At 62.7% G+C, this 19,994-nt stretch carries 12 protein-coding genes; 9 read left to right on the top strand and 3 right to left on the bottom strand.

Features of this window, described 5'->3' with window-relative positions; genetic code table 11:
- Positions 1 to 32: 32 nt before the first annotated feature.
- The 3 genes from AC15MQ_RS14945 to AC15MQ_RS14955 are packed head-to-tail and all read left to right on the top strand — an operon-like array spanning position 33 to position 2,935.
- On the top strand, positions 33 to 1,559 hold the full coding sequence (locus tag AC15MQ_RS14945; RefSeq protein WP_483080506.1) for a methyl-accepting chemotaxis protein: 1,527 nt from the start codon (positions 33 to 35) through the stop codon (positions 1,557 to 1,559).
- 59 nt (positions 1,560 to 1,618) lie between these two features.
- Positions 1,619 to 2,422 (top strand): peptidoglycan-binding protein, encoded by an 804-nt coding sequence (locus AC15MQ_RS14950; protein ID WP_287651862.1) that lies wholly within the window; start codon positions 1,619 to 1,621, stop codon positions 2,420 to 2,422.
- A gap of 24 nt (positions 2,423 to 2,446) precedes the next feature.
- A complete protein-coding gene (locus AC15MQ_RS14955; RefSeq protein WP_332336493.1) occupies positions 2,447 to 2,935 on the top strand; it encodes a hypothetical protein in 489 nt (162 codons plus the stop codon).
- 90 nt (positions 2,936 to 3,025) lie between these two features.
- Here AC15MQ_RS14955 and AC15MQ_RS14960 read toward each other — a convergent pair whose 3' ends face one another.
- Positions 3,026 to 6,838, bottom strand: a complete 3,813-nt coding sequence (locus tag AC15MQ_RS14960; RefSeq protein WP_483080507.1) for a PAS domain S-box protein — start codon at positions 6,836 to 6,838, stop codon at positions 3,026 to 3,028.
- Positions 6,839 to 7,035: 197 nt separating this feature from the next.
- Between AC15MQ_RS14960 and AC15MQ_RS14965 the strand changes: the two genes are divergently transcribed.
- Complete coding sequence (locus AC15MQ_RS14965) at positions 7,036 to 8,283, top strand: amidohydrolase family protein (RefSeq protein ID WP_483080508.1); 1,248 nt, start codon at positions 7,036 to 7,038, stop codon at positions 8,281 to 8,283.
- Positions 8,284 to 8,397: 114 nt separating this feature from the next.
- Here the strand turns inward: AC15MQ_RS14965 and AC15MQ_RS14970 are convergent, their stop codons facing one another.
- Positions 8,398 to 9,387: a TerC family protein gene (locus AC15MQ_RS14970; protein ID WP_287669639.1), complete on the bottom strand. Its 990-nt coding sequence runs from the start codon at positions 9,385 to 9,387 to the stop codon at positions 8,398 to 8,400.
- Between the two features lie 454 nt (positions 9,388 to 9,841).
- Here AC15MQ_RS14970 and AC15MQ_RS14975 point away from each other — a divergent pair, with 454 nt between their 5' ends.
- From AC15MQ_RS14975 to AC15MQ_RS14995, 5 genes are all read left to right on the top strand, one after another.
- Positions 9,842 to 11,722 (top strand): MFS transporter, encoded by a 1,881-nt coding sequence (locus tag AC15MQ_RS14975; RefSeq protein ID WP_483080509.1) that lies wholly within the window; start codon positions 9,842 to 9,844, stop codon positions 11,720 to 11,722.
- 57 nt (positions 11,723 to 11,779) lie between these two features.
- Entirely contained in the window at positions 11,780 to 12,685 is a 906-nt protein-coding gene (gene ubiA, locus AC15MQ_RS14980) for a 4-hydroxybenzoate octaprenyltransferase (RefSeq protein ID WP_287669637.1), read from the top strand.
- A gap of 68 nt (positions 12,686 to 12,753) precedes the next feature.
- The gene (ubiD, locus tag AC15MQ_RS14985) at positions 12,754 to 14,217 is read left to right on the top strand and encodes a 4-hydroxy-3-polyprenylbenzoate decarboxylase (protein WP_350495518.1); all 1,464 of its coding nucleotides are present in this window, start codon (positions 12,754 to 12,756) and stop codon (positions 14,215 to 14,217) included.
- 88 nt (positions 14,218 to 14,305) lie between these two features.
- Positions 14,306 to 14,707 (top strand): DUF4870 family protein, encoded by a 402-nt coding sequence (locus AC15MQ_RS14990; protein ID WP_287651854.1) that lies wholly within the window; start codon positions 14,306 to 14,308, stop codon positions 14,705 to 14,707.
- A gap of 114 nt (positions 14,708 to 14,821) precedes the next feature.
- A complete protein-coding gene (locus AC15MQ_RS14995) occupies positions 14,822 to 18,517 on the top strand; it encodes an EAL domain-containing protein (RefSeq protein ID WP_287669634.1) in 3,696 nt (1,231 codons plus the stop codon).
- Between the two features lie 48 nt (positions 18,518 to 18,565).
- Here the strand turns inward: AC15MQ_RS14995 and dacB are convergent, their stop codons facing one another.
- Entirely contained in the window at positions 18,566 to 19,984 is a 1,419-nt protein-coding gene (dacB, locus tag AC15MQ_RS15000) for a D-alanyl-D-alanine carboxypeptidase/D-alanyl-D-alanine endopeptidase (RefSeq protein ID WP_483080510.1), read from the bottom strand.
- Positions 19,985 to 19,994: the final 10 nt, after the last annotated feature.

The following is a 19,994-nucleotide window of genomic DNA, read 5'->3' on the forward strand; positions in this document are numbered from 1 at the left end:
TTGACCACCGAAATACCTTGCGAGGGAGACAGATGACTACCCAGTTCGAGCATCAGCCCATCGGCCGCCAACTCACCCTGCTGATGGTGGGCGCGCTGGTCGTGATCTTCGCGGTGCTGGTCTGGATCGTCCAGCATTTTTCGAGCAAGGCTCTGGTGGCGGAAACCGAGCACAGCCTTGAACAGGAAAGCAAGATCATGGTCGGCATGCTCGACTCCCTGTTCGAGGGTGTCAAGGCACGTGGCGAGCGCCAGTCGAGCTTCTTTGTCAAGTACGCGGGTGGAGAGCCGCTTCCTGGACAAGGCACGATGCGCACTGGGGAAGTCGATCTGCCGGTGGTCAGGATCGGCGATGAGATAGTTAACGGCAATGATCGCCTCCTGGAAGGCAGCAAACGTTTACGGAACGTGGTGATTGGCGCCGGCAGCGGTGCCGCCATCTTGCTGGCCGCACTGATTCTGCTGCTCGTTCGTCAGCGACTGACCGGTCTGGCTACCCTTGCCGAGGCTGTCGATCGCCTCGGCAAGGGCGATCTGCGCGCCGCTGCTCAGCATGCCGCGCCGGATAGCCGGAACGAGGTTCACCAGATTGGTAGCGCTTTCAACGCCATGGTGGACAGCATGCGCACTCTGGTCGACGGCGTCGCGAGCACGTCGCGGGAACTGGGCAACTCGGCCGACGAGTTGTCAAGCACGGCCAGTACGGCGATGCAGGGGGCGGCGCAGCAATCCGAGTCGGCGGCGGCGATTGCGGCCTCGGTCGAGGAAATGTCGGTGAGCATCACCGAAGTGGCGGAAAACGCCAGACAGGCCACGCGCATTTCGGAGGAAGCCAAGTCGCTGACCGAATCGGGGCGTGGCGTCGTTGATACGGCGGTCAGAGACCTGGAAGAGGTCGCTGACGACATCAAGGAGTCGGCGGCTCTGATCCAGTCCCTCGGTGAGCGCTCGCAGCAGATTTCCAGCGTCGTTGGCGTGATCCGGGAGATTGCCGAGCAGACCAACCTGCTGGCGCTCAACGCGGCGATAGAGGCGGCACGTGCAGGCGAGCAGGGGCGAGGTTTCGCGGTCGTGGCGGATGAGGTTCGCAAGTTGGCCGAGCGGACGGCCCTGTCGACCCGCGAAATCGCCACCACGGTACAGTCGATCGTCGATGAGACGGCGCATGCTGTCGCGCGCATACAGACGCTGCGTACACGCATGACCGGCAGCGTAGAACTCGCACGCGAGGCAGGCCAAGCCTTGGCCGAGGATCGACGTGTCTGCCCGGCAGGCGGTAGCGACCGTCCAGAGCATCGCCGCAAGTACCCATCAACAGAGCGGCACCAGCCAGGAGATCGCACGCCTGGTCGAGCGCATTGCCCGGATGGCAGACGGCAGCAGCGGGCGCGCGACCCAGAACAGCGAACGGGCGGGCAGGCTGCAGCGTCTGGCGGCGGCGCTGCAGGCGCAACTCGCACGCTTCACCACCTGAAGCCGGGTGATCATTGTGTTTGTCGACCGGATTGCCCGGGCAATGGCCCCTTGTCCTGCGAAAAGTTAGGGCGTAGCATGGTTTAGGGCCGTCGCAGTAGCTGTTGGCGGTGTTCGAAACCGTTTGGCGATGATGGGAGCGTGTGATGACTATTTTGAAGGAAGGGATGTCCGGCCCTGAAGTGGAGCGCCTTCAGGATGCACTGAAGCGACACGGTTTCGATCCAGGGCGTGTCGATGGGCAATTCGGCCCCGGGACCGAAGCCGCCATTCTTGCTTTTCAGAAAAGCGAGGGCTTGCGGGCGGATGGCGTCGCCGGGCCGAAGACACAGCAGGCCTTGGGCCTGGAGGTCGCCGCGGGTGAAACCGATGCGCCTTTCGATCTTTCAGAAATCACGGTCGGCAAAGTCTCGAAGATGTTCCCGTTGACGCCTCTGGACCATATCAAAGTCAATTTGCCGCATGTCCTGAAGGCGCTTGACGAGGTCGGACTGGCCGACAAGGACATGGTCTTGATGGCGCTGGCGACCATTCGCGCCGAGACTGCCAGTTTTCAACCGATCAGCGAATTCAGGTCGAAATTCAACACCTCGCCAGGCGGGCATCCTTTCAATCTCTACGATTCCCGCAAGGATCTGGGTAACCGAGGTGCACCGGACGGTGACAGCTACAAGGGTCGAGGCTTCATCCAGCTGACCGGGCGGGCAAACTATCAGACGCACGGTGCAGCGATAGGAATTGGCGATCAACTGGTCAGCCATCCGGAGTTGGCCAATGACCCGGCGATTGCCGCGAGACTCCTCGCGAGCTTCCTGAAGAGCAAGGAAAGCCGCATCAGGGCAGCACTGCATGAAGGCGATCTGGCACAAGCCCGGAGGCTGGTCAATGGCGGGAGTCATGGCTTGGCGGAATTCAGCGCTGCGTTCAAGATTGGCGATGCACTTTTCTAGGGCGCCGTTGTCCGTGCCATGACGATGGCTCGAGCCATTCTCTACGCCGCGACGTGTTGGCCGGCAATCGCGCTGGGGGTGGGCAGCCACTGTTCATCGCACGAGGCCAGGATCTTTTCCTGTGACACGGGGAAAGGCGTGGTTTCGGTCTGCGCTTCGCAAGACCTGTCGGCCCGTAGCGGCTACCTGCAATATCGCTTTGGGCCGCTCGGCCAACCCAGCCTGATGTTTCCGGAGATCACCGCCCGCCCTGAAACGGATGTCCGGGTGCGGACGCTGACGTTTGCCGGTGGGGGCGGGGCGTATGTTCGGTTCCGGCGTAGCCAGTACGCCTACGTGGTGTACGATGCCTTGATCAAGGGCAGCGGCGAGAGGTCCGGTGTTGCCGTGATACACGCCGGCAAGACCATCGCCAACCTGTCCTGCAGGAATCCCGCCGCCTCCTCCCTTGGCCCCGACTTCTTTGCGGCGGCCGGATTGGTAACCGATGCCGACGATTTCGAGATCCCGTAACCGTTTGGCGTCGCCGCGGGCGTTCGAGCGGACGCCGAGTTGCGGGTTTGCCATCGCTCCGGAAAGGCGAAACATTGACCACTGTCCAGATCAGTCCGTCCCTGGGAGCAGCCAGTGGTCAACTACTGCAAGCAGCACATCGACCGTAAACGGCTTGGCAATGAAGTCGTTCATGCCGGCGGCCAGGCAGAGACCCTTGACGTCGGTGCTTACGTTGCCGGTCAGTGCCAGGACCGGCACCTGCGCGTTGATCGGCAAACGGCGAATCCTGCGTGTCGCTTCCAGCCCGTCCATTCTGGGCATCTGCAGATCCATCAGGATCAGGTCGTAAGACAAGCTGCCCGCCAGTTCGACCGCTTCCTCACCATTGGCCGCGCAGTCGGCCTTCATACCGATGGTTTCGAGGATCGCCAGAATGACTTCCCGGTTGATACGCTCGTCGTCGACGAGCAGGATGCGTTTCTCTTGGCGCATGCGCTCCTCCACTGCCTCTACCGTCACGGCTGGCACTGTATCGCTGTTCCCGGCCAGATCGGCACTGGTTTCGATCAGCCGGCGCAGCCGTGCCGTAAACCAGAAGGTACTGCCAGTACCTTCGCAGCTCTCGACACCGGCGCGGCCGTCCATCATCTGCGCGATCTGCTTGACGATGGCCAGCCCCAGGCCGGTGCCGCCGTATTCTCTGGTCATCGAGTTGTCGGCCTGTTCGAAGCTCTGGAAAAGCCGCCCAATGGTGTCGGCGGCGATGCCAATGCCTGTGTCCTGAACCTCGAAGCGCAGCAGGAGGTGGTCGCCGCTGGATTCCTGGCAGCGGACGCGGACGGTGACGCTGCCTCGCTCGGTGAACCGGATGGCGTTGCTGACGTAGTTGAGCAAGGCCTGCCGGATGCGTATCGGGTCGCCGCGTAGCTGGCCCGGGATGCTCTCGCAGTCGGTGAGCAGGGCGATCTGCTTCTGGCGGGCGCGATCAGTCGTGATTTCGACGACGCTGTCTACGATGCTCGCCACATCGCAAGCCGCTTCTTCGAGAACCAGCTTGCCGGCTTCGATTTTGGACAGGTCAAGCACGTCGTCGATGATGCCCAGCAGATGCCTGGCGGCGTGGTTCATTTTCTTCAGGCGCTCGGCCTGCCTGGTCGTGACGCCGTCCAGGTTCAGCAGTTCGGCGAGGCCAAGGATGGCGGTCATCGGCGTACGGATCTCGTGACTCATGTTGGCCAGGAAGAAACTCTTCGCCCGGTTGGCCGATTCGGCGATCTGCGTGGCGATGGCCAATTGCCGTGTACGTTCGTCGACACGTGCCTCCAGGGTTTCGTTCATCTCCCGTAGCGCTTCTGCAGCACGTTTGGTTTCGGTAATGTCGCGTACGGTGGCAATGACGCCAATGATCTGCCCATGGGTGTCGTGCAGCGGTGCTGCGCACCCGGACACCCAGCCCGTGCGACCTGTCTGGCTGACCGCAAACGGGAACTCGGTGCTACCCGGCAGTTTGCCCGTGAGCGCTTTTTCGAGGCGAGCGATCGAGCCGGTTTCGCGCAGGAACGGGAAGAGTTCGAGGGGATGCGAACCAATCACCTGTTGCGCCGGTAAGCCCGTGAGGTTTTCCAGATAGGGATTCCAGACCTGGCAGCGCAGGCCGTGGTCATACACCACGATGCCTTCCTGAGCCCCGGCAATGATCTGCTTGTTGAACTCGATCGCTTCGAGCAAGGCCTGCTCGGCAAGCTTCTCGCTGGTAACATCGAGGTGGGTACCGAACATGTGCAGCGGCTTTCCTTCGGCGGTCCAGTCCATGACCTTGCCGCGATCGCGGACCCACACCCAGTGGCCGTGTTTGTGACGCATTCGGCATTCGCTGTCGTAGTGAGTCAGTGCGCCGGCAAAATGCCGTTCGGCGAGGTCGTTGGATCTTTCCAGATCGTCCGGATGGGCGAAGCGTCTCCAAGTGGCAATGCTGACCGGCGAGATTTCGGCCAGCGTATAGCCGATGATTCCCGCCCAACGTTCGTTGACGGTGGCTTCACCGGTTTGCACGTTCCATTCCCAGGTGCCAACGTTGGTGCCTTCGATGATGTTGGCGAGGCGCTGGCTCTCCGAACGCAGCGAGTTGGCCAGGCGCCGGCTGCGGGTGACGTCTTCATGGGTGACCACGACGCCACCGCAATCTCCCTGCAGAGGCTGGACTTTCATCCGGAACCAGATCTCCTCGTCGGGCGAATGGCAGGTGTACTCCATCTCGAAAAGCGGCAAGTGTCCCGCGAGCACCGCTTCGATGCCCTGCCACGCCGCCAGTGCTTCCACCGCGCTTGGCCCGGTGGCGGACAGACAGGCTTGGCGGTAATCGATACCGGTTGGGTGCGCGGCCAAGGTGGTGCCGCCGTTGTCTGCCGCGAACTGCCTCCACGCCCGGTTGACCGCGGTGATTTTCCCCTCACGGTCGAGAACCGCAACGTGTGCGCTTAGCGAATCGATCACCGCGACATTGAATGCCTGGCCTTTCTGCAAGGCCTCCTGGGCTTGCTGACGCTCGGTGATGTCGCGCAGCGCGACCGTGAATAGCCGCTGCCCGCGCACTTGCACCTGGGAAATCGACGCTTCGATCGGGAACTCCTCTCCCCCGGCTCGCACCCCGCAAACCTGGCGGGTCTTCCCCATCGGGCGTGATACAACAGGTGTCGATGCGAAGTCCACAACCTGTCGCCGATGTATTGTGCGGAAGCGCTCCGGAATGAATCGGTCCAGAGATTTTCCGAGAGTTTCCGCGGCCGCACACTGGAACATCTTTTCGGCGGCGGCGTTGAACAACACGATCCGGTACGCTTCGTCTACCGTCACAATCGCATCGAGGGCGGCGTCGACGATGCCGCTCAGGCGCTCCTGGCTTTCCCGGATCTGGCAGTCGGCTTGCTTGGCGGCGGCGATGTCCCAGGCGAGATCGGCAAGCTGGCTGACGGTCGTCAGGTCCTCGTCGCCGTAGGGTTCGGCCTTGTTGCCGACACCCAGGATGGCGACGATCAGTCCGTTGCGGAAGATCGGGACCACCAGTTCGCGCAGCAGCGTGGCGTGCCCCTGCGGCAAACCGCGCCTGTGGGGCAGCGCGGCATAGTCGTTGTGCATTACCGGGCAGCGCAGGCGGATGCATTCCACCCACACGCCGGCCTCGCCGACATCGTAATGCCGGCCCTGACCCTCGGCCCGGCAATAATCTCGGGACGTCTGCGTGGACCACGCCTGCAGCGTCAGCGTCTGCTGATCAGCTCCCAGAAAGTGGTAGAAGCCGAGGCTGCTGCCGGTCAGCGCGCACACTTCGTCGAGCGTGGCGACCAGCAATTCCTCCAGCGAGCAGGTCGTCGCGCGTTGCATCAGGCCCAGACGAGCCGACAGGATGCGTTCCTGAAGCCTGCTCGCGGAAATCTCGGCGATGCGATCGGCGGCTGGGCTGGCAATCGCCTGGTCCGCCGACCCGACCGTCGCCACCCGATGAGGGTGGGCGGCCTCAGCACCTCCGGTGATGTCCTGTATCGCACCGATCACCTGCCTCGCTGCGCAGTCGGCACGCGGCAGGAGCTGGGCGTGGGCACGCACGACCCGTACCTCGCCACGGCGAATGATGCGGTGCTCGAATGGCGACGGCGATTTGCCGGCCAGCACGGCCTGCAAGGTTTCGCGAACGGCAGCGACGTCGTCGGGATGCATGACCTGCTCGAATTCGCTCATCGAGCGGGGTGGCACATGGCATCCGTGGATGTGAAGCCAGCCCGGCGAACAGCAGAAAGCATCGCTTTCGACGTCCCATTGCCAACTGCCGGTCCGCGTCAGCCGTTCGCCGGCTTCGAGCATGGCTCTGGTTGCTTCTGTTCGATAGTCAGGCTGGTTGCCGGCGGCGATTTCCGCGTCATTCATTGTTCGCTCCCTTGCCGGCGCAGCAGGTGTCAACGACCTGGTCCCGACCTGCGAACTATAAAGGGATTGTGCAGTGATGCCTATTACGGCGAATCGGGTTTTGCTTGACGCGGACGTCGATACCACTACACTCGCCGCCAGGGCTTTGCGGGCATATCGCCGGATGGACGAGAGCAATTCATGAAGCGAGAGACGGGATGAACCAGCGCCGTTGTTTCCTGTGGGCGGCCTGCGGCATCGGCGGCGCGGCCCTGGCGGGATTGGCGGGATTGGCGGCGCAGCGCTCGCGGGCGCTGTTCAACAATTGTCAGGCGCAACTGCCGTCAGATCCGGCGGTCGATCACCTGATCCGTTCGGCCTGGGCTGGGGTCGACTCCTCGCAGTTCCTGGATTGTCACGTGCATTTGGTGGGCACGGGTGATTCGGGCAGCGGCATTGAGGTGAATCCCGACATGGAGAGCCTTTTCCATCCGATGCAGTATGCGCAGCGTCTGTTCTATCTGAACGCCGGCTGTGTTCATGATGCACCGGGGCGGATCGACGACAGCTACGTCGAGCGCCTGCAGAACCTCGTCGACGGCTTGGAACCGGGCGCCCGGTTGCTGCTCTTCGCCTTCGACCGATTCCACACCGCCGCCGGTCGACCAGACCCCGAACGCAGTTCCTTCTACACGCCGAACGCCTATGCCCAGGCCGTGGCTCGACGCCATCCCCGCTATTTCTGGTGGGCGGCGTCGATCCATCCCTATCGCGAGGATTGCGTCGAAGCCCTGGCCCTGGCCGTTGAGGGTGGTGCGCGGGCGGTAAAGTGGCTGCCGCCGGCGATGGGTATCGATCCCTCTTCAGCACGCTGCGATCGCTTCTACGCGGCCCTGGCCAGGCACGGGCTACCGCTGATCAGCCACGCCGGCGAGGAAAAAGCGGTGCATGGTGGTGATCAGGAGGATCTCGGCAATCCCCTGTTGCTGCGGCGGGCCCTCGAACACGGGCTGCGGGTGGTGGTTGCCCATTGTGCCTCGTTGGGCAGTGCCGTCGACCTGGATCGCGGGGCGAATGGCCCGCGCGTGGCCTGCTTCGATCTCTTCGCCCGCATGATGGGCGAAGCACGCTACGAAAAGCTGCTGTTCGCCGACATTTCGGCACTCACGCAGCGGAACCGCAGCGTCGAGATGTTGCGTTTGCTGATTGAACGCAGCGAATGGCATTCGCGCTTGCTCAACGGCTCCGACTATCCCTTGCCGGGCATCGTGCCCCTGATTCTGCCCGCGGACTTTGCCGCCCGCGGCATGCTGCCGCAATCGGCAGTGGCGGTGCTCGAAACCATTCGACAGCACAATCCCTTGCTCTTTGATTTCGTGCTCAAGCGACACCTTTCTTCGCGAGGGCTCCACTTTGCCCCCGCGATCTTCGAAACGCGCGCTTTTTTCGAAAGGGAGATGGCATGAGTCTGCAGGCAGCCATGCCACTATCGGCATGGCTGCACAAGCGACGCGCCACAGGATCCCCAGCGCCCGGTGCCGGCGCTGGTTTTCCCTGCCTGCCGTTGCGGCGGATGATGCTCACGGACTTTCGTTTGCCGGCACGACGCGGGGCGTACGCCGGTTCTTGCGCAGCGACAGCACGACCGCCGTGGTGACGATCAGAGCGATGACCGCCAGCGAGACCACGACCGGGATCTTGATGACATCGAGCAGCAGCATCTTGCTGCCGACGAAGACCAGGACCAGCGCCAGGCCGTATTTGAGCAGCGAGAAGCGGTCGGCCATGTCGGCGAGCAGGAAGTACATCGCCCGCAGGCCGAGAATCGCGAAGACGTTAGAGGTCAGTACGATGAAGGGGTCGGTGGTGATCGCGAAGATCGCCGGAATCGAGTCAACCGCAAAGATCAGGTCGGAAATCTCGACCAGGATCAGGACCAGGAACAGTGGTGTGGCGTAGCGAACCCATTTTCCGTTGGTCTGACGCATGACGAAGAAGCGCTCGCCTTCGAGCGCGCTGCTCAATCGCAGGTGGTTTCGGAGCCACCTGATCAGCGGGTTGTTGTCCAGATCGGGTTTTTCATCGGCGACCCACCACATCTTGATGCCGGTGACCAGCAGGAAGGCGCCAAACACGTAGAGGATCCAGTCGAATCTGGCGATCAGCCAGACGCCGGCGAAGATCATGATCGTGCGCAGGATGATCGCGCCGAGCACGCCGAAGATCAGCACGCGTTTCTGCAGTTCGAGCGGAACGGCAAAGAAGCTGAACAACATCAGCCAGACGAAGACATTGTCGATGGCCAGCGATTTCTCGATCAGGTAGCCGGCGACGAACTCGAGTGCCCTGGCATTGGCGACCTCGCGGCCGAAGGCGCCGTCGAGAGTCCACCACAGGCCGCCAGCGAAAGCAAACGAAACCCCGACCCAGATGGCGGACCAGGTGGCCGCTTCCCTGAGGCTGACGCGATGTTCCTTGCCGCCGCCGACCCAAAGCAGGTCGATGGCCAGCATGACGAGGACGATGGCGAAGAAACTCGCCCACATCCCTGTGGTACCAATGGTTTCCATGAACAGATACTCCCGATCAGATCAAGTTTCCCGTTCTCCTCGTGCTGGTGGCACAAGAAAAAACGGCCCTTTGTCCAGCGAGGACTGAGGGCCATGATTCTGATTGCGGTGTTCCGACCAGGGGACCTTTTGCCATCGCGGCAAAGGTCTTGCTCATGGTTACCTGGCGATAACCACCCGGGCGCCGGGAACCTCGTACATTGAGGCTTTCCGTCCTGACGACGCCGCGGTTGCGAGCTACTCCCCCTTGGGACAACCGCAATCTAGCAAAACACGAATAAAATAGTCAACAAATATTTGTTCGGGAGATGGGCCCGCTGAAATCTGGGGACACCCACCTTGACGCTTTGACGCTAGAATTCGCACCCGCAGCCGGAATCCTGGCGTATCGCTACGTGCCGCCAGGCTATCCAGCATGCGCGGCCTGCCTTGTCACTCACTTTAGGAAGACGGCATGAGTTCCCAGTTTGGTCTGCTCAGCACCCGCCGCTTTGCGCCTTTTTTCGGAACGCAGTTTCTCGGCGCGTTCAACGACAACCTGTTCAAGAACGCCCTGATCGTGCTGCTGACCTTTCAGGCCGCCAGTTGGACGACCCTGACCCCCGAGGTGCTGACCAACCTGGCAGCGGGAATCTTCATTCTGCCCTTCTTTCTGTTTTCGGCTACCGCCGGCCAGTTGGCCGACAAGTACGACAAGGCGAAGCTGGCGCGGCTGGTGAAACTGCTGGAAATCGTGATCATGGGCGTGGCCTGGCTCGGCTTCTCGATGCACAGTCTCGAGGTGCTGCTCGCAGCGCTGTTTTTGCTTGGTCTGCATTCAACCCTGTTCGGGCCGGTCAAGTACGCGATCCTGCCGCAGCAGTTACGCGAAAACGAACTGGTTGGCGGCAACGCGCTGGTCGAAGCCGGCACCTTCGTCGCGATCCTGATCGGTACACTGGCAGGCGGTCTGCTGGCCGGTGCTGCCGGGCATCCGAGCTGGGTGGCGTATGCCGGGCTGGTGATTGCAGCCCTCGGCTATCTGTGCAGCCGCGGTATCCCGGCAGCACCGGCACCGGTTCCTGGACTGGTGGTCAGCCTCAACCCACTCTCCGAGACGTGGCGCAACATCGGCTTCGCGCGCGAGAACCGGACGGTGTTTCTGTCGATTCTCGGGATCTCCTGGTTCTGGCTCTACGGCGCATTGTTCCTGGCGCAATTCCCGGCTTATGCGAAGAATGTGCTGGGTGGCAGCGAGACCTCGGTGACGCTGTTGCTGGCCGTGTTCACCATCGGCATCGGTCTCGGTTCGCTGCTCTGCGAGCGCTTGTCGGCCGGGCACGTGGAAATCGGTCTGGTGCCATTCGGTTCGATCGGCTTGACACTGTTCGGCATCGATCTGGCGTTCGCTTCGCCCGCGCTGCTGCCCGCCGGCGCACCACTGCCCCTGGCTGGCCTGCTTGCGCTGCACGCGACCTGGCGTGTCCTTTTCGATCTGTTTGCACTCGGGCTGTTCGGGGGCTTCTTCATCGTTCCGCTGTATGCCCTGATTCAGCTGCGCAGCGCGCCCGAGCAGCGGGCACGCATCATTGCAGCGAACAACATTCTCAATGCACTGTTCATGGTCTGCGGCTCGCTGGCCGCCGCCGGCATGCTCGGCAACGGCATTTCAATTCCGGTCCTGTTCGGCATCGCCGCGCTGTGCAACGCCGTGGTGGCGATCTACATCTACAGCCTGGTACCGGAGTTCATGCTGCGCTTCATAGCCTGGCTGTTGGTGCATTCCGTCTATCGTCTGCAGCAGAAGGGGCTGACAAACATCCCGGAAGAGGGGGCAGCGGTGCTGGTCTGCAACCACGTCAGCTTCGTCGACCCGATCGTCATCGCCGCCGCAAGTCGGAGACCGATCCGCTTCGTGATGGACTACCGTATCTATCGCACACCGCTGATAAACTTTGTCTTCCGGCACATGCACGCCATCCCGATCGCCCCGGCCAGGGACGACGCGGCGATGATGGAGGCGGCCTTCGAGGCCGTGGCGAGTGCGCTTGAGGCTGGCGAGCTGGTGGCGATTTTTCCGGAAGGCAAGATTACCGATACCGGCGAGCTGTATCCGTTCCGGCCAGGAGTGCAACGTATTGTCGGGCGCACACCGGTGCCGGTGATTCCGATGGCACTGCAGGGCCTGTGGGGCAGCTTCTTCAGTCGCAAGGATGGCCCGGCGATGAGCAAGCCATTGCGTCGCGGCATGTTCTCGAGGATTGCGCTGGTGGTCGGCACGGCGATCGTTCCCGCGGCGGCGACCCCCGAACATCTGCAGGAGGTCGTCGCCGGTCTCCGGGGCGAGTGGAAGTAGCGACCGCAGCGGCTCTCCCGGGAGCGACCAGACGCCAGCCGAAGGAGAGGCGTTAGAATGTCGGCCATGCGGATGACACGTGAACTACTACGCGAAAGGATTGGCCTGTACGAAAGGCTGATGCGTCTCGACAAGCCGATCGGCATCCTGCTGCTGCTCTGGCCGACGCTGTGGGGTTTGTGGCTGTCGGCGCTGGGCCGGCCGGACTGGCTGGTGGTGTGGATCTTCGTCCTGGGGACGGTGCTGATGCGCTCCGCCGGTTGCGTGATCAACGACCTTGCCGACCGCGATTTCGATCTGCACGTATCACGGACGCGTGACCGTCCGCTGGCTGCGGGCAAGGTATCGGCAAGAGAGGCTCTGATGCTCTTCGCCGTCCTGGTGGCCAGCGCCTTTCTGTTGGTCCTGCCCTTGCGTAGCTGGTTGCTGGCGGCGCTTTGTGCGGCAGCGCTGTTTCTCGCTGTCAGTTATCCGTTTACCAAGCGCTTCCTGGCGATACCGCAGGCTTATCTGGGCGTGGCCTTCGGCTTCGGAATTCCCATGGCCTATGCTGCGCAACTCGGCAGGGTCCCTGCCGACGCGGGCTGGCTGCTGCTGGCGAATGTCTTCTGGGCGATCGCTTACGACACCGAATACGCAATGGTCGACCGCAGCGATGACCTGCGGATCGGCATCAGGACATCGGCGATCACCTTCGGCAGTGCCGACGTCGCGGCGGTGATGCTGTGCTACGCGCTGACCCTCGTGCTGATTGGCTTTGTTGGCCATGGGCTCGGCCTCGGCGCGTGCTTCTACGGCGGCCTGATGATTGCGGCCGGCATGGCCGGCTACCATTACACGCTGATCCGTGACCGCGATCCGCAGCGCTGCTTCCAGGCTTTTCGGCACAACAACTGGCTGGGGGCCAGCATTTTTGCCGGCATCGCCGCCGACTTTCTGGTCACCCGAGGAATCAACGGATGAAGAGGTGCTTATTCGTTTTGCCGGCGCTGTTGACGGGCACGCCACCTTCGTATCGTGTGCGCTAGCCGATGAAATATCACGATCTGCGCGATTTCATCGTACAACTGGAAAGCCTCGGCGAACTCAAGCGCATCGGCATTGGCGTCGATCCGCAGCTCGAAATGACCGAGATCTGTGATCGCGTGCTGCGTGCCGGTGGGCCGGCGTTGCTGTTCGAGAATCCCAAGGGCCACACCATGCCGGTACTGGCCAATCTCTTCGGCACGCCGCGGAGGGTGGCGCTGGGTATGGGGCAGGAGTCGGTGGTGGCGCTGCGCGAGGTCGGCAAGCTGCTCGCCTACCTCAAGGAGCCGGAGCCGCCGAAGGGACTCAAGGACGCCTGGGACAAGCTGCCGGTGCTCAGGCAGGTGCTCAACATGGCGCCCCGCCTGCGCTCGTCGGCACCGTGTCAGGAGGTGGTCTGGGAGGGGCACGCGGTCGATCTGTCGCGCCTGCCGATCCAGCTTTGCTGGCCGGGCGATGTGGCGCCGCTGATTACCTGGGGACTGACGGTGACGCGCGGACCGCACAAGAATCGCCAGAACCTCGGTATCTACCGTCAGCAGGTCATCGGCCCGAACAAGGTGATCATGCGCTGGCTCGCGCATCGCGGTGGCGCACTCGATTTTCGTGACCACTGTCTGCATACGCCGGACCAGGCCTTCCCGGTGGCGGTGGCGCTGGGGGCCGACCCGGCGACGATGCTCGCGGCGGTGACGCCGGTGCCCGACAGCCTTTCTGAATATCAGTTTGCCGGGTTGCTGCGTGGCGGCAAGACCGAGGTCGTGAAGTGTCTGGGCTCTGATCTGCAGGTGCCGGCTTCAGCCGAGATCGTTCTCGAGGGTTTCATCGATCCGCAGGAGAGTGCGCTCGAAGGACCGTACGGCGACCATACCGGCTACTATAACGAGCAGGCGCGCTTCCCGGTGTTCACTATCGAGCGTATCAGCATGCGCCGCAACCCGATCTACCACAGCACCTACACCGGCAAGCCGCCGGACGAGCCGGCGATGCTCGGCGTGGCGCTCAACGAAGTCTTCGTGCCGCTGCTCCAGAAACAGTTTCCCGAGATCGTCGACTTCTACCTGCCCCCGGAAGGCTGTTCGTACCGTCTGGCGACGGTCAGCATCAGAAAGCAGTACCCGGGACACGCCAAGCGCGTGATGTTCGGGATCTGGAGTTTCCTGCGCCAGTTCATGTACACCAAGTTGATCATCGTCGTTGACGACGACGTCGACATCCGCGAATGGAAGGAAGTGATCTGGGCGATCAGCACGCGCGTCGATGCGGCAAGAGACGTGTTGATCGCCGAAAACACGCCGATCGACTACCTCGACTTTGCCAGCCCGGTCGCCGGTCTCGGCAGCAAGATGGGTCTCGACGCCACCAACAAGTGGCCTGGCGAAACCAGTCGCGAGTGGGGCACGCCGATTGTCATGGACGCCGCGGTGAAAGCACGCGTCGACGATCTGTGGAAGGATTTGGACTGGTGAGCGGCGAGCCTTGCCCGCAGTGTGTCTGGATGGCCGCTATCGGTCGTGGCGATATTTTTTCGCATGGTCTGCAAACAGGGAGGTTGAAGTGAGCAACGAGTCAGACTCCGGCGTCGAACTGGATGGCGCGCGCGCCTGGTGCCACGTCATTTACGGCTTGCATGCCCTGGCGGTGATCGTCGGGGTTACCGGTGCCGCCACGGTTGCCGGGGCCTTTGTTTTTGGCGTGCCCTCGCTGCTGGCCGTCGTTCTCAATTACCTCAAGCGCGGCGAGGTGCGGGGAACCTGGCTCGACAGTCACTACCGCTGGCAGATCCGCACCTTCTGGTTCACCTTCCTGTGGCTGCTGGTCTACGGCCTGCTGATCGTCACCATCATCGGTATTCCCTTTGCCTGGTTGCTGATCGTGATGCTCGGTCTGTGGGTTGCCTATCGGGTCATTCGCGGCTGGCTCGCGCTGGCCGGTCGCCGGCCGGTCGGGGACGCCTGAGCTGCGGTGCACTGCGCGGCACGCAGGATCTGCCGGGAGCTTCGGCTGGCTTTCCAGGCTGCGCTCAGACAGTCGGCTGCTACAGTCGATTGGACGGCACGTGCAATCGTAGTCATGGATTTCCTTCGCCGCCTCTGTCTGGTGTTCCTTGTCGGGATTCTGGCGACACTGGTGCAGCCTCGCGGCAGCGCCGCCGAACACAGCGCGCTGGCCACTCTGAATGTGGTCATCGACGACAACTATCCGCCCTACGTCTTTCGCGACAGCAACGGCACGCTCATTGGTTATCTGGTCGATATGTGGCGATTGTGGGAGACCAAGACCGGTGTGCGAGTGGACCTGCAGGGCAGCGACTGGGCTACCGCACAGCAACGCATGCGCCGACGCCAGGCCGAAGTGATCGACACCATCTTCCGAACCGAGGAACGCGAGCGCAGCCTGCAGTTCCTGCCGGCCTATGAAGCGATCCCGGTTTCGATCTACGCGCATGCCGGTATCGGCGGCATCATCGACCTGACCACCTTGCGGGGTTTTCTGGTGGGCGTGAAGGCTGGCGACGCCTGTATCGACCGCCTCGCCAGCGCCGGGATCCGCAGCCTGCAGCAGTTTGCCAGTTATGAGGCGCTGGTACACGCGGCGGTTGAGGGAAAGGTGCGGGTGTTCTGTCTGGACGACCCGCCGGCGCGCTACCTGCTCTACCTGAACAACGCCGAGCAACTGTTCAATCAGGCCTTCACGCTCCATACCGGAGAGTTCCACCGGGCGGTACACAAAGGCGACGCCGCGACGATGGATCTGTTGCAGCGGGGCTTTGCGAGCATTACTGCGGGCGAAGAAAAAGCATTGCGGGAAAAATGGATGGGCGTGCCGCTGGCGTTGTCGCCCTATGCGCGCTATCTCGGCTACGCGCTTGTCGGGGGATCACTGATCGGTGTTCTGCTGCTGCTGTGGGTGATGACCTTGCGGCGCGTCGTCAGGCAGCGGACGGCCAAGCTCGCAGCGACCCTGCAGGCCATTCCGGACCTGCTGTTCGAGTTGGGATTGGACGGTCGCTACCATGACTACCATTCACCGCGTACCGAACTGTTGGTGGCTCAACCAGAACTTCTGATTGGCAAGCTGGTATCCGATGTATTGCCTGCGGCAGCGGCCGCCAGTTGCCTGTCGGCCTTGCGCGAGGCTCATGAAACCGGCTACTCCCTCGGCCAGCAGTTCGAGCTGCTGCTACCGCAGGGCAGCGCGTGGTTCGAACTGTCGGTGGCCCGCAAAGTGACGGGGATTGGCGAAGAGCCGCGCTTTGTCGTCCTCTCGCGCGACATCAGCGCGCGCAAGCGCGCAGAAATGCGCTTGCGCATGGCGATCGAAGCCACCCAACTTGTGTTCTGGGAACTGGATCTCCGCAACGGCAGCATTCGCTACGATGCGAGCATGCTGCAGTTGCTCGGGCTCGATCAGGGTGAGGATCCGGCGACTTCGGACGCACTGATGGAATTGGTACATCCAGATCATCGTGCCGAGTTGCTGCTGCGCTTTCAGGAGGCCATGCGTCCGGGCGATCCGGTGTTTGGTTTCGAGCATTCGATCATCAACAAGGCAGGTCAATGTATCTGGCTACAGACGCACGGCAGGGTGGCGCAGCGTGACCCCGCCGGGCGTGCGTTGCTGGCCGTCGGCACGGCGATGAACATCAGCGAGCGCAAGCAGGTCGAGCAGGCGCTGCGTGAGAGCGAGGCGCTGAAAGGCTCGGTTCTCGCGAGTGCAGCCTGCGGTATCGTCGCCACCGACCCCAAGGGCCTGATCACGGTGTTCAACCCTGGCGCGGAGGCGATCTTCGGCTACCTCGCCGAGGAAGTCGTCGGCAAGGTGACACCGACCGTGTTTCACGATGGTGACGAGGTCGCAGCGGTGGCCAGAAACCTCAGCGAGGCGCTCGGTTTCCGAGTGGAAGCGGGTTTCGACGCCTTGGTCGCGCGGGCGCGCTGCAGCGGCATTACCGATGAGCGGGAACGCGCCTGCGTGCGCAAGGATGGGCGTCATATCACGGTGCGCCTGTCGGTGACCGTCATGCGCGACGCACAGGGTGTGCTGACCGGCTATCTTGGCACTTTGGTTGACATCACTGCACAAAAGCAGGCAGCGGCGCAGCTTGATCTGGCCGCCAAGGTCTTCGAGCAGGGTGGCGAGGGCATTGCCATTACCGACGCCAGCGGCAAGATGGTGATGGTCAACCAGGCGTTTACCCGGATCACCGGTTACAGCGAAACCGAAGCGCTCGGGCAGGACCCGCGCCTGCTCGCTTCGGGGCGCCATGGTGCGGCTTTCTACCGCGGCATGTGGGAGGCCATCGCATCGCTGGGCCACTGGCAGGGCGAAATCTGGAACCGCCGCAAGGACGGAAGCATCTACCCGGAATGGCTGTCGATCAGCCGGGTCGAGCGCAATGGATTACCGACGCACTATATCGGAACCTTCATCGACATTTCGCAGCTCAAGGAGGCCGAAGCCAGCATCCAGCGGCTGGCGCATTTCGATCCGCTGACCGGCTTGCCCAACCGCAGCCTGCTCAACGAGCGAGTCAAACACGATCTGAGCCGCGCGCACCGCGCGCGTGAGCCGCTGGCGTTGATCTTCCTGGACCTCGATCGCTTCAAGAACGTCAATGATTCCCTGGGCCACCGGATTGGCGACGAATTGCTGGTGCAGGTTGCCGAACGGCTGACCGGTGCGGTTCGCGAAGAGGATACGGTGTCGCGTCTCGGGGGGGACGAGTTCATCCTTCTTCTGCCGAGTGCCGATGCCGCTGGCGCGGCGCATGTGGCAACAAAATTGCTGGAAGTCGCCGCGCCGCCGTACAGGATCGGGCAACATGAGTTGAGTTGTACGGCATCGGTGGGTATTGCCATGTACCCGGTCGACGGCGAGAGCTTCGAGGCGTTGTCGATGTGTGCCGATACGGCCATGTATCGCGCGAAACAAAGCGGTCGCAACACCTATTGCTTCTTTACTGCCGAGATGCAGGAACGGTCGGCGCGCACGCTGCAACTCGAGAACGACCTGCGGCGCGCACTCGAACACGGCGAGTTGTGTCTGCATTTTCAACCGCAGTTCGCCATTGATGACCGTCGCCTGATCGGGGCAGAGGCGCTGTTGCGTTGGCAACATCCTGAACTCGGGATGGTGTCGCCGAACGAGTTCATCCCGATCGCCGAAGAGTCCGGGCTGATTCTGCCAATCGGCGAATGGGCTCTGCGACTGGCCGTTCGCCAGATGCGCGCCTGGCAGGACGCTGGTCTGTCTCTGCAGAGCATGGCCGTCAACCTGTCGGCGGTGCAGTTCAGGCAGTCGAACCTGACCCAGGTGGTGTCGCGGATCCTTGACGAGGAGGGCATGCCGGCGCAGTTTCTTGAACTCGAGCTGACCGAGAGCGTGGCGATGGACAACCCACTGGCTGCGATCGAGACCATGGACAAGCTGCGCACGCGCGGTGTGCGCATGTCGATCGACGATTTCGGTACCGGCTATTCGTCGATGAGCTACCTCAAGCGCTTCCGGGTGCACAAGCTGAAAATCGATCGCTCGTTTGTCGCCGACCTCGCTGCCGACCCGGATGACGAGGCGATCGTAACGGCGACCATCAGCCTGGCGCACGCCCTCGGCCTGCAGACCGTTGCCGAGGGTGTGGAAAGCGAGGCACAGTTGACCTTCCTGCGCGGCAAGGGTTGTGATGAGGCACAGGGCTATCTGTTCAGCAAACCCTTGCCGGCTGCGCAGTTCGAGGCCTTTGCGCGTGCCAGCAGCCTGCTGCTCTGAGGTGACTCGCAAAGGCCGGTGGGTCGGAGCGCTGCAGGCCGGGCGGGGTCAGCGCGTCGCCGCCCAGAGCAGAAGCGCGTCGATGGCCGGTTTGCCGGCTCGCGCTTTCGGGTCGTTGATCAGGCAGACGACGATCCAGCGCTTGCCATTCTGATCCAGCAGATAGCCAGCGATCGCCCGCACCCCATCGAGGTAACCGCTTTTCAGGTGTGCCCGCCCGGTCACTGATCCGGCGTTGAGCCGCTTGCGCAAGGTGCCATCGACACCGGCGATGGGCAGCGACGCGACGAGTTCGGGCATCACCGCGCTTTGCCAGGCGGCACGCAGCAACTGCGCGAGATCCTCAGCCGAGATACGTTCGCTGCGTGATAGTCCCGAACCGTTGTCCAGCGCCAGAGCGGCCAGCTTCAGCCCCTTGGTCTGTAGCCAGGCGCCGATCTGCCGGCGCGCGCCCGCGGCGGTCGCCGGCCGCTCGCTGTCCAGGGTCAGGAAGAGTTGCCGGGCCATGACGTTATTGCTGAACTTGTTGATGTCGCGCACGATTTCACCCAACGTCGGTGATTCGTGGACAACCAGCGTCTGCGCGTTTGCCGGTGCGCGCCCGGCGCGCACGCGGCCGCCGAAGCTGCCGCCGAGTTCACCCCACAGTGCACGAAACAGTCCTTCGACCTGGACATCAGGGGTCCAGGGTGCCAAGTGCAGCGCTTTTTCGCCGCAAGCCGCCGGAAAGCTGCCGCCAAGTTCGATGGTCTGGCCGAACACGGAGGGCTTGATCCGTTCTCGCCAGTCGCCGCAGGCGTCGTGCCCCAGGTTCAAGTGATTGCTGATTCGCAGACCGTCACTCGGGGTTTCGGCAATGACGTTCACGACCTTGCGTAGCGGGTCTGGCTGCAAGGTCAGGCGAACGCTGTTGAGGTTCAGCAGCAGGGCGTCTGGTCCCGCGTTGTAGGGTCGCAGCGGCTCGTGGTCAAACTCTCCCGGATCGTGTACCGGCACTGAGAAAGCGCCGCGATCAAGCACCAGGTCGCCGCCGATGTCCTTCACGCCGCGCGCGCGCAACTGGCGCAGCAGCAGCCAGAACTGTTCAAGACCGAGCTTGGGATCGCCACTGCCGCGCAGATAGAGGTTTCCTTCGAGCCGGCCATTTCCCGGAATGCTCTCGACAAGTGCCTCGGTGCGCCAGGTGTACGCTGGTCCGAGCATCTCCAGGCCGGCGTAAGTGGTCAGCAGTTTCATTGCCGATGCCGGGTTCATGGCTTGGCGGGCGTTATGACTGAGCAGCGGCTGCCCGCCATCGGCCGCCTGCACGACGATGCCTACCGAGCGCTCCGGGATGCCTGCCTCCTGCAGGGCCTGGCTGACAGCCGGCGGTAAACCGGTGGAGGCGGGCAGGCAGTCCAATGGAAGGGCCAGCAGAGCCAGGAACAGGATGCTCCTGGCTCCGGCAAGGGTCGTGGTTTGATTCATGGCTTGATCG

This window comes from Candidatus Accumulibacter propinquus (assembly GCF_056856495.1).

Excerpts from the sequence above, each read along its gene's own strand:
- AC15MQ_RS14945 (WP_483080506.1), top strand. The coding sequence starts at position 33 with ATGACTACCCAGTTCGAGCATCAGCCCATCGGCCGCCAACTCACCCTG.
- AC15MQ_RS14950 (WP_287651862.1), top strand. The coding sequence starts at position 1,619 with ATGACTATTTTGAAGGAAGGGATGTCCGGCCCTGAAGTGGAGCGCCTT.
- AC15MQ_RS14955 (WP_332336493.1), top strand. The coding sequence starts at position 2,447 with ATGGCTCGAGCCATTCTCTACGCCGCGACGTGTTGGCCGGCAATCGCG.
- AC15MQ_RS14960 (WP_483080507.1), bottom strand. The coding sequence starts at position 6,838 with ATGAATGACGCGGAAATCGCCGCCGGCAACCAGCCTGACTATCGAACA.
- AC15MQ_RS14965 (WP_483080508.1), top strand. The coding sequence starts at position 7,036 with ATGAACCAGCGCCGTTGTTTCCTGTGGGCGGCCTGCGGCATCGGCGGC.
- AC15MQ_RS14970 (WP_287669639.1), bottom strand. The coding sequence starts at position 9,387 with ATGGAAACCATTGGTACCACAGGGATGTGGGCGAGTTTCTTCGCCATC.
- AC15MQ_RS14975 (WP_483080509.1), top strand. The coding sequence starts at position 9,842 with ATGAGTTCCCAGTTTGGTCTGCTCAGCACCCGCCGCTTTGCGCCTTTT.
- ubiA (WP_287669637.1), top strand. The coding sequence starts at position 11,780 with ATGTCGGCCATGCGGATGACACGTGAACTACTACGCGAAAGGATTGGC.
- ubiD (WP_350495518.1), top strand. The coding sequence starts at position 12,754 with ATGAAATATCACGATCTGCGCGATTTCATCGTACAACTGGAAAGCCTC.
- AC15MQ_RS14995 (WP_287669634.1), top strand. The coding sequence starts at position 14,822 with ATGGATTTCCTTCGCCGCCTCTGTCTGGTGTTCCTTGTCGGGATTCTG.
- dacB (WP_483080510.1), bottom strand. The coding sequence starts at position 19,984 with ATGAATCAAACCACGACCCTTGCCGGAGCCAGGAGCATCCTGTTCCTG.